This window comes from Flavobacterium muglaense, from assembly GCF_014305155.1.
Lineage (GTDB): Bacteria > Bacteroidota > Bacteroidia > Flavobacteriales > Flavobacteriaceae > Flavobacterium > Flavobacterium muglaense.
Genome location: NZ_JACRUK010000075.1, coordinates 1 through 9,964 on the forward strand (window position 1 = coordinate 1; position 9,964 = coordinate 9,964).

Annotated in this window: 9 protein-coding genes; 4 read left to right on the forward strand and 5 right to left on the reverse strand. The window is 33.3% G+C overall.

Going from position 1 to position 9,964, the window contains the following annotated elements; all coding sequences use genetic code 11:
• Positions 1–350: 350 nt before the first annotated feature.
• From H8R24_RS17105 to rnr, 3 genes are read right to left on the reverse strand one after another with little or no spacing between them, the layout of a single operon-like run.
• Positions 351–1,034 (reverse strand): LysE family translocator, encoded by a 684-nt coding sequence (locus tag H8R24_RS17105; protein ID WP_187021495.1) that lies wholly within the window; start codon positions 1,032–1,034, stop codon positions 351–353.
• 38 nt (positions 1,035–1,072) lie between these two features.
• Positions 1,073–1,744 (reverse strand): head GIN domain-containing protein, encoded by a 672-nt coding sequence (locus H8R24_RS17110; protein ID WP_187021497.1) that lies wholly within the window; start codon positions 1,742–1,744, stop codon positions 1,073–1,075.
• Between the two features lie 6 nt (positions 1,745–1,750).
• A complete protein-coding gene (rnr, locus tag H8R24_RS17115; RefSeq protein ID WP_187021499.1) occupies positions 1,751–3,940 on the reverse strand; it encodes a ribonuclease R in 2,190 nt (729 codons plus the stop codon).
• Positions 3,941–4,064: 124 nt separating this feature from the next.
• Here rnr and H8R24_RS17120 point away from each other — a divergent pair, with 124 nt between their 5' ends.
• The 3 genes from H8R24_RS17120 to H8R24_RS17130 all read left to right on the forward strand — a co-directional run bounded on the left by H8R24_RS17120 (position 4,065) and on the right by H8R24_RS17130 (position 6,788).
• Positions 4,065–4,304 carry a DUF2007 domain-containing protein gene (locus tag H8R24_RS17120; protein ID WP_187021501.1) on the forward strand — a complete coding sequence of 80 codons (240 nt, stop codon included), beginning with the start codon at positions 4,065–4,067 and terminating at the stop codon, positions 4,302–4,304.
• A gap of 706 nt (positions 4,305–5,010) precedes the next feature.
• Entirely contained in the window at positions 5,011–5,442 is a 432-nt protein-coding gene (rpiB, locus tag H8R24_RS17125; RefSeq protein WP_187021503.1) for a ribose 5-phosphate isomerase B, read from the forward strand.
• 203 nt (positions 5,443–5,645) lie between these two features.
• Complete coding sequence (locus tag H8R24_RS17130) at positions 5,646–6,788, forward strand: ATP-binding protein (protein ID WP_187021505.1); 1,143 nt, start codon at positions 5,646–5,648, stop codon at positions 6,786–6,788.
• A 42-nt stretch (positions 6,789–6,830) separates the two neighbouring features.
• Here H8R24_RS17130 and H8R24_RS17135 read toward each other — a convergent pair whose 3' ends face one another.
• A complete protein-coding gene (locus tag H8R24_RS17135) occupies positions 6,831–7,094 on the reverse strand; it encodes a DUF1294 domain-containing protein (RefSeq protein WP_187021507.1) in 264 nt (87 codons plus the stop codon).
• A 54-nt stretch (positions 7,095–7,148) separates the two neighbouring features.
• Here H8R24_RS17135 and H8R24_RS17140 point away from each other — a divergent pair, with 54 nt between their 5' ends.
• Complete coding sequence (locus tag H8R24_RS17140; protein ID WP_187021509.1) at positions 7,149–9,272, forward strand: Tex family protein; 2,124 nt, start codon at positions 7,149–7,151, stop codon at positions 9,270–9,272.
• Positions 9,273–9,718: 446 nt separating this feature from the next.
• Here H8R24_RS17140 and H8R24_RS18105 read toward each other — a convergent pair.
• A partial coding sequence (locus H8R24_RS18105) for a hypothetical protein (protein WP_222617421.1) occupies positions 9,719–9,964 on the reverse strand: 246 nt, incomplete at its 5' end.

The window sequence follows — 9,964 nt, forward strand, 5'->3', positions numbered from 1 at the left end:
TCGAATCCGCACGATGCCTCAAAAACCTTCAAGGAAACTTGGAGGTTTTTTTTATGTTTAATTTGTAGAGAATTGTTCCGCAGAGATTCACAAAGGAGACGCAGAGATTTGCTGAAAATTAAGCAATTACAGGTGATCAAGAAATGTAACAATTTGTAGAGAATTGTTTCGCAGAGATTCACAAAGGAGACTCAGAGATTTGCTAAAAATTAAACGATTAAAATAATAAGTTACATTTATTAAACTTAATTTTTCATAATTTATTAATGGTAAAATATTAATCAACTATACTTTTAAACATAAAAAAAACCGCTCAAGTTGAGCGGTTTACATAAAATATATTGTAAATGTTATTCCTGTTTTTCTATGTTTTGTAAAGCTTTTTTAACCATTTCTTTTTCTTCTGGAAACCAACCTTGAGTGATTAAAACTACACCAAAAACCATCAGTACTATACTAATTCCTTTTTTAATTTTTAGAATATTAGTAGGCGTCATCTTTGATTTTAACTGTTTAGCTAATAGTATTTTTATACAATCCACTAACAAATAAGTAACAATAACTGCTGTAAAGAAAGTTAGCATTCTACTGTTTTCCATATCTAATTTTGGTCCTACAGAGATAATAACGGCCAGCCAAAATCCTAATACACCAATGTTAATAACGTTCAAGAAGAAACCTTTGGCAAACAAACTTAAATAATTCTTCTTGATAATTTCTTTGTCTATTTCGGCTGTATTGATTTTCTTTTCTTTTCGTAAACTAATGAAAGAAATAACACCATAAGCCAGCATTAATATACCACCAAAAATAAATAAAGCGGGTTTATCCTTTAAACTTTGAATCAATCTAAAACTTCCCAAATAAGCAATTCCTATAAAAAAAATATCGCCTAGCACAACTCCTAAATCAAAAACTAAAGCCGCTCTAAATCCTTTTATAATACTCGTTTCGAGTAAAATAAAGAACACAGGGCCTATCATAAAACTTAAGAAAATCCCCCAAGGAATTCCTGATAAAATATCGTTAACCATTAATAATTGAAATTAGTATTGAACTAAAAGACTGCAATTTAATTTTTTTCTATAATTTTTCCGCCAAAAAGGGTTTCTTTATTAATTTGCTCCGGGCTTCCATAGACGTATATACTACCTCCTGCCTTCACTTTGGCATCAACAAGTACGCTAGCATTAATTTCGGCACTTCCTCCAGCAGAAACGCTTATTGAAATTTGTGCGCTCTTTAAATCCTTTGCGTTCAAAATACCACCAGACATAATAACTACATCTTGATTTACCGCACTACCAGATAATGCTACAATGCCTCCAGTTACAGCCCTAACATTGACTTTTTGAACACCATCTAACTCTAAATTGATTTGTGAGCCTTCCCTAGCGCTGATATCCATAATGGTCCCTTTGAACGTGGCATCACTACTTACAAATGAACCTTCACTGGCTTCGACCCCATCGATACTTTTAAAATACAATTTTACTGAAATAGCATCACCGGACAGTAATTTAGGAAAAGGCATTCGTATTTTCAGTTCTCCATTCTTATTAACAAACTCTACCTCACTTTCTCTAGTGCCGCTAACAACTGCCTTATTTTCATTAGACGCAATTAACTTAACTTCGAGTTTATCAAAAACTTTTACCGTATTAAAGTCACCCAAACTTTTAGTGACTTGCGCAAATGTTGTTTGAACAACAAGTGCAATTGCTAAAATCAGTACTTTTTTCATCGTTTTTTAATTTACTAGTTCATTATTTCTTCTTATAAAATTGAAATCCAATTGTTTTTTAACTAAATCAGCATTCTTAACTTTAACGAAGATTTCGTCACCTAATTGTAATAATTGGTTTGAAGTAGCTCCAACCAATGCATATTGCTTTTCATCAAATGTGTAATAATCGTCTTTTATATCACGAATACGTACCATTCCCTCACATTTGTTTTCTATAATTTCAACATAAATACCCCATTCGGTCACACCTGAAATTACACCCAAAAACTCTTGATCTTGATGATCTTGCATGTATTTTACCTGCATGTATTTAATTGAATCCCTTTCGGCATTGGTTGCTAAACCTTCCATAGTTGAACAATGTAAACATTTGGTTTCATACAATTCTTCATCGGCTGATTTAGCACCATCTAGATAATATTGTAGCAAACGGTGTACCATTACGTCAGGATAACGACGAATAGGCGAAGTAAAATGCGAATAATAATCGAATGCCAGTCCGTAATGACCAATATTGTCTGTAGAATATTTGGCTTTACTCATCGAACGTATAGCCAAAGTATCAATTAAATTTTGTTCTTTTTTACCATTTACGTCTTCCATTAATTTATTCAAAGCTTGCGAAATAGAACCTTGTGTGAAATCAATTTTATAACCAAACTTAGATATCAAAGCTTGCATAGCAAACAGTTTATCTTCATTAGGTTCGTCGTGAATTCTATAGATAAAAGTTTTCTTTTGTTTTCCAATAAATTCAGCCACTTTCTTATTGGCCAAAAGCATGAACTCTTCAATCAAATGATTGGCATCTTTCGAAACTTTAAAATAAACACCTTCTGGTTCTCCTTCCTCACTTAAATTGAATTTCACTTCTACTTTATCAAATGAGATCGCACCATCTTGCATTCTTTTACGACGGAAGATTTTTGCTAGTTCATCTAATTTAAGCGTTGCTGAGACAATTTCTGGTGCAACTTGATACGAACTACCCGTAATCGAAATTTCATCGGGAATCGTATCGTCTTTGGTCTCTATGATGTATTGCGCTTCTTCATAGGCAAAACGTTGATCTGAATAAATTACTGTTCGACCAAACCATTGATTAATAACCTCACTTTTCTCCGAGATTTCAAATACAGCCGAGAACGTATATTTTTCTTCTTGTGGACGCAGTGAACAAGCAAAATTAGACAACACTTCGGGTAACATAGGCACTACTCTATCTACTAAATAAACAGAAGTTGCACGTTGATACGCTTCGTCATCCAGTATCGTTCCCTCTTCTAAATAATACGAAACATCAGCAATATGAATCCCTATTTCATAGTTTCCATTTTCTAATTTTTTAAAGGACAAGGCATCATCAAAATCTTTGGCGTCTTTAGGGTCAATAGTAAAAGTGAGCGTATCACGCATGTCTCTACGATTAGCAATTTCGGCTTCAGTGATCGATGTATCAATTTTTTGAGCATAGGTTTCAACTTCAATTGGAAATTCAGATGGTAAACCATACTCGGCTAAAATGGCATGAATTTCTGTATCGTGCTCACCCGGTTTTCCTAAAACTTTTATAACAGCACCAAACGGAGAATCAGCTCTCTTAGGCCAATCTTCAATATGAACTAAAACCACATCCCCTTGTTCTGCATCCCCTATTTTATCCTTTGGAATAAAAATATCGGTATACATCTTTGGGTTCGCTGTTGACACAAAAGAGAAATTCTTTTGAATATCAATCACACCCACAAAGTCGGTTTTATTTCTTTCAACTACTTCAATAACCTCACCTTCAGGACGTTTCCCTTTTCTTCGGTTATAAACATACACTTTCACGGTATCTTTGTCCAGTGCATGATTTAAATTATTGGTTGGAATAAATACATCTTCCTCTAAATCAGCACATACAAAATAGGCTGTTTTACGACCGGTCATGTCAATTTTACCTTCGTAATAATCTTGACTGGCTGCTTTTATTAAATAACTTCCAGGCTCAGATTCAATAATCTTATTTTGGGAAGCTAAAATCTTTAAATCCTTGATAATTTGATTTCTACTTTGGGTATCATCAAGCTCAAGCTTTGCTCCTATTTGTTTGTAATTGAATGCTTTATTAGCACTTTGCGATAGTATTTTTATAATTTTATCTGAGAAATCTTTCTCTTTTTTTATCGGCTTTCTAATTCTTTTACTCATAAATCTTTTCTTAAAAGTTGAAAATTACAAAATAGTTAACAGTTATAAGAAAATAGCAGTGAGTTTTAAACAAAATATAACTTTAAACAGATAGTTTGTATCTTTATACAAAGAATCAAAACCTATGGAAGCATTTATCACTATTGCCGTTTTTGACTACATTCATGAAATTGAAATTTTGAAACATCGATTAGATCAGGAAGAACTAAAGTATTTTTTTGAAAACGAAATCATGTCTTCGTTTGCTCCGATGTATTCGACAGCTTTGGGCGGAATCAAACTTAAAATTCATCCAAACGATTTTGCAACTGTCAAAACAATTCTTCAAGAAATGAAGTACGACAACAATTTAAAAATCGTTTAATTTTTTTGTTTTCAAATTTAAAAGTTGTCAACACATATATAATACAACAAAAAGAAAAATTAAATTTAAATTATTTATTAATGGGTATTATAGCTTGTTAATAGTTGCTATAAATTTTTGAAAAAAGGCATTGAAAAGAAGTTTTGGTCTTTTATATTGACTTATTAACATACCAAAATGTATTTAAAGTACTTGTTTTAAATCAATAATAAAACTTAATTAACAATGGTTGATAAACTAAAACAATACCAAATTGTAAATAAGTATTTTTAAAATTTATGTTGACAAACCTAGTTTGAGTATTAATAACTTTTCTAAAAATTAACCAAACTAAATTAGGTTTTTAAAAGTGGGTTTTGGATTAGTTATTTTTTATTTAGAACCAAAAAATACTTCTAAAATTCTGTCCGAACTTATTAACATTTTATATTAACATAAGGTTAACTGAATATCAAGCATTTAAGTTTTGCTATTAACAATTTAATTTTTTAACATTTTAGCTTCGAATTATTTATTGATTATCAAGGAGTTATATACTTATTAAAATTGTTTATAACTTGTAATTATTTAATAGTAAGATAGTTGTAGATACAGCAAAGACAAGGCTCTCGATTGGTTTTTTATTTAACAAATAAACAAATGTTGGTTTTACAATATCCGGTTAAGTTTTGGTAAATTTGCAACACACAACTTAATATACAATAAAATGAAGATCTCAATAGGAAACGATCACGCTGGTCCAGATTACAAAAAAGCAATTGTTAAAATGCTTATCGCAAAAGGACATGAAGTTACGAATTATGGAACGGACTCTGAAGATAGTGTTGATTATCCTGATTTTGCACATCCTGTAGCTACAGATGTATCAGAAGGTAAAGCAGATTATGGAATTATTATTTGCGGAAGCGGAAACGGAATTGCAATGTCGGCTAATAAGCACGCCAAAGTTAGGGCAGGTTTATGCTGGACAAAGGAAATTGCTGTTTTAACACGTTTGCATAATGATGCTAATATTGTTAGTATTCCAGCCCGTTTTACATCAATACCACAAGCAGTAGAGATTGTTGAAGCTTTTTTAAATACTGAATTTGAAGGTGGAAGACATCAAAATAGAGTGAATAAAATTGCTTGTCAATAAGTAGTTTTAGAAAATAAAATACGGGCCAAAGCCTAAATAGGAGCGAGCTGAGTTTTAAATTTAGCTCGTTTTTTATTTTCTATTGACTGAATTAATGTTAATTTGATCAACGCACTGACTGAATTAACGTTAATTTGATCAACGTACTGACTTAATTACTGTTTTTTATTGTATATTTGGCTATTGTTGATAAGTCAGATGAAATGAAAAATTATGTAAAAAGAGCGATTTTTGATTCCTTTAGTAAAAAAGTACTACCTAATAAAGTATTGATTTTACTAGGTGCACGACGTGTGGGTAAAACAGAATTGATTAAAAATTATTTAGAAAATATTCCTTCATCAACCTATTTACAATTGAACGGTGAAGATATTAATGATGCTAATTTACTCAAAGAGCGTTCAGTGGTTAATTACAAACGTTTATTGACTAACATAGATTTATTAGTTATTGACGAAGCCCAAACAATCCCTGAAATTGGTTTGATTTTAAAGTTGATCGTAGATAGTATTGATGGTATCAAAATTATAGCTACAGGTTCTTCTATTTTTGATTTAAACAATACATTAGGTGAACCATTAGTAGGTCGTAAAAATACTTTATACCTTTATCCAATGGCACAATTGGAGTTTTCAACCCAAGAAAATTACAAGCAAACCATAGAAAAATTAGAAGAAAGACTGCTCTTTGGAAGTTATCCTGAGTTAATGCAATATCCTGATTGGGAGGAAAAAAAAGAGTATTTATTTGAAATAATCAATTCCTACTTACTTAAGGATATCCTTGTTTTTGAAGGGATAAAACATGCCGATAAAATATATAATTTACTTCGATTGATTGCTTTTCAGATTGGGAAGGAAGTTTCGATACAAGAGTTAGCCAATCAATTGCAATTATCTAAAAATACGGTTGGTAATTATTTAGACTTATTAGCTAAGGTGTTTATCATTTTTAAAATAGAAGGATTTAGTCGTAATCTTCGAAAAGAAATTGTTAAGTCGAGTCGTTGGTATTTTTATGACAATGGCATTAGAAACGGAATTATAAATAACTTTAACCGATTAGAATCAAGAACAGATGTTGGCGATTTATGGGAAAACTATTTGGCTGTAGAGCGTATTAAGAAGCAAGAATATCAAAAATCGAATACTAAAAATTATTTTTGGCGCACCTATGACCAGCAAGAATTAGATTGGTTAGAAGAAAAAGCAGATGCGCTAGCAGGTTTTGAGTTTAAATGGAATGAAAACAAAAAAGTTAAGATTCCTACGGCTTTCGCCAAAGCCTATCCAGATGCAAGTTTTGAGGTGATCAACAAGTCTAATTATTTAGATTTTATAGTATAGAAGAGATAAATTACGAGATGTCACGCTAATTTCTTGATTTTTTTACTGTTTGAAATACAACCAGCCTATAAAAATTTGCAGTAGTACAATGCCAAAATACTTCCGTAAAAAAGAAGGTTTTGCGGTTTTATGTCTAAAGAACAACATGGCGATTCCAGAACCGATGGTTCCACCAAATGCTACAAGACTCAATAGTGTTTTCTCAGGAATTCTTCTTTTTTGCGCTTTAGCTAAGTATTTATCATAGCCCGTTATGGCAAAACCAAAGAAATTTACAATTAAAAAATAGTAGAATAAAATCGTCATTTAACTTAATTTAAGTTTCAAAGATATTATTTTAGCTGTCCGAAAAAAATTAAAATGAACAACATACAATTCATCTCCAAGTCAGTTGCTACGGCAGCAATCAATATTCAAAAAACCGTTCAATTATTACAAGAAGATTGTACTATTCCGTTTATATCGCGTTATCGAAAAGATACTACGGGAAATCTAGACGAGGTGCAGATCGAAAATATAGCCAAGCTTCAAAAGGAGTATGAGGTAATTGTAAAGCGTAAAGAAGCGATTTTGAAATCGATCACGGAACAAGGAGCCATGAACGAAACTTTGTTTGCTAAAATTGACAAAAGTTTTGATTTACAAGAATTGGAAGATTTCTATTTGCCTTTCAAAAAGAAGAAAAAAACGAAGGCTGATGTTGCGCGTGAAAACGGTTTGGAACCTTTGGCTACATTAATAATGGCGCAAGGCAAAGACGATGTTGATTTCTTGTCGACTAAATATTTGAACGAAAATGTAATAAACGAAGAAGCTGCACTTCAAGGCGCACGTGATATTGTAGCCGAGTGGATTAATGAAAATATATATGTTCGAAAGCAACTGCGACGTTTGTACGAGCGTAAAGCTACGATTACCACTAAGGTAGTTAAAACCAAAAAGGATGACGAAGCAGCACAAAAATTCAATCAATATTTTGAATGGTCAGAGCCGTTGACCAAAGCGCCTTCGCACCGTTTAATGGCGATGTTGCGTGCCGAAAATGAGGGATTTATAAAGTTTAAAGTCGAAGTAGATATTGATGATGCTTATACTATTATTGACGAAATGGTTTTAAAAGGGCAGAGCGCGAGTACACCACATGTGCAGTTGGCCATTGAAGACAGTTTTAAAAGGCTACTAAATCCAGCGATTTCTAATGAAGCCTTGCAAGAAGCAAAAGCCAAGGCTGATGCCAATTCGATTCAGGTTTTTGCTAATAATTTAGGACAGTTGTTACTAGCACCGCCATTGGGCGAAAAACGCATTCTAGCCATTGATCCTGGTTTTAGATCGGGATGTAAAGTGGTTTGTTTGGACGAAAAAGGAGATTTATTATACAATGAAAATATCTATCCGCACGCGCCACAAAATGAAACGGCTATGGCGATGAAAAAGATAAAATCGATGGTCAATGCCTATAAAATTGATGCGATCTCGATAGGAAACGGAACCGCATCCCGCGAAACCGAATTCTTCATCAAGAAAATTGCATTTGATAAACCGGTGCAAGTATTTATCGTTTCAGAGGCTGGAGCTTCGGTATATTCGGCTTCAAAAATTGCTCGTGAAGAATTTCCACATTATGATGTAACCGTTAGAGGTTCGGTTTCGATTGGGAGACGATTGTCTGACCCCTTGGCCGAATTGGTAAAAATTGACCCAAAAGCCATTGGCGTAGGCCAATACCAACATGATGTAGATCAAAATAAATTAAAAGAAGAATTGGATAGTACCGTAATTCGTTGTGTGAATTCGGTTGGAATAAATATCAACACGGCGAGCAAGCATTTGTTGAGCTACGTGAGTGGAATAGGAGAGAAGTTGGCGGAAAACATTGTAAATTATCGTTCTGAAAACGGTCCATTTGAAGACAGAAAACAATTGAAAAAAGTACCTCGCTTGGGCGAAAAGGCATACCAGCAAGGAGTCGCGTTTATCCGAATTTCGAATGCTAAAAACCCTTTGGACAATTCGGCGGTGCACCCAGAAGCTTATAAAATTGTCGAAAAAATGGCCAAAGACTTAAAATTGACCGTCAATGACTTGATTGCCAATAAAGAAAAAACAGCCTTAATCAAACCAGAGAATTACATCACTCCCGAAATTGGGTTATTAACTTTGAAAGACATCATCAAAGAGTTAGAAAAACCAGGATTAGACCCAAGAAAAGCCGCAAAAGTTTTTGAATTTGACCCAAATGTAAAAACCATAAAAGACGTAAAATCAGGAATGATATTACCTGGAATTGTGAATAACATTACCAACTTTGGTTGTTTTGTAGATATAGGAGTGAAGGAAAGTGGTTTGGTACATATCTCACAACTCAAAGCAGGCTTTGTAAGCGACGTTAATGAGGTTGTGAAGCTACACCAACACGTTACCGTAAAAGTGACTGAAGTGGATGAAGACAGAAAGAGAATTCAATTGACGATGGTGATTTAAGTTTTTAAAATTACAATCAATTTCCTCACAGTTTGTCACGCTGAAAGCGTCTCAGTAATTGTGAGTCACTTGTGTAGAGACTCTTTCAGAGTGACAATTTTATGTTTATTTTCTTTGCGCAAAAACAGTTGACAATAGTATTCCACAATCAACTTCCCCAAAGTTTGTCACGCTGAAAGCGTCTTAGCGGCTGTGAGTAACTTGTGTAGAGACTCTTTCAGAGTGACAAGTTTATGGTTATTTTCTTTGCGCAAAAACAGTTGACAATAGTATTCCACAATCAACTTCCCCACAGTTTGTCTCGCTGAAAGCGTCTCAGCGACTGTGAGTAACTTGTTTTGAGACTCTGTCAGAGTGACAAATATTGTGTGACAAGTTTGTGAAGTAAAACTTTGTTTTTAAATGACTTGACAATAGTACTCCACAATAAACCTCCTCATAGTTTGTCACGCTGAAAGCGTCTTAGCAATTGTGAGTAACTTGCGTAAAGACTCTTTCAGAGTGACAATTTTATGGTTATTTTCTTTGCGCAAAAACAGTTGACAATAGTATTCCACAATCAACTTCCCCAAAGTTTGTCCCGCTGAAAGCGTCTCAGCAATTGTGAGTAACTTATTTTGAGACTCTTTCAGAGTGACAAATATTGTGTGACAAGTTTGTGTGATAAAGTTTATGAAGTAAAACTTTGTTTT

Bases quoted from the DNA above. Each gene is read 5' to 3' on its own strand.
- rnr (WP_187021499.1), bottom strand. From the start codon at position 3,940: ATGAGTAAAAGAATTAGAAAGCCGATAAAAAAAGAGAAAGATTTCTCA.
- H8R24_RS17110 (WP_187021497.1), bottom strand. From the start codon at position 1,744: ATGAAAAAAGTACTGATTTTAGCAATTGCACTTGTTGTTCAAACAACA.
- H8R24_RS17135 (WP_187021507.1), bottom strand. From the start codon at position 7,094: ATGACGATTTTATTCTACTATTTTTTAATTGTAAATTTCTTTGGTTTT.
- rpiB (WP_187021503.1), top strand. From the start codon at position 5,011: ATGAAGATCTCAATAGGAAACGATCACGCTGGTCCAGATTACAAAAAA.
- H8R24_RS17130 (WP_187021505.1), top strand. From the start codon at position 5,646: ATGAAAAATTATGTAAAAAGAGCGATTTTTGATTCCTTTAGTAAAAAA.
- H8R24_RS17140 (WP_187021509.1), top strand. From the start codon at position 7,149: ATGAACAACATACAATTCATCTCCAAGTCAGTTGCTACGGCAGCAATC.
- H8R24_RS17120 (WP_187021501.1), top strand. From the start codon at position 4,065: ATGGAAGCATTTATCACTATTGCCGTTTTTGACTACATTCATGAAATT.
- H8R24_RS17105 (WP_187021495.1), bottom strand. From the start codon at position 1,034: ATGGTTAACGATATTTTATCAGGAATTCCTTGGGGGATTTTCTTAAGT.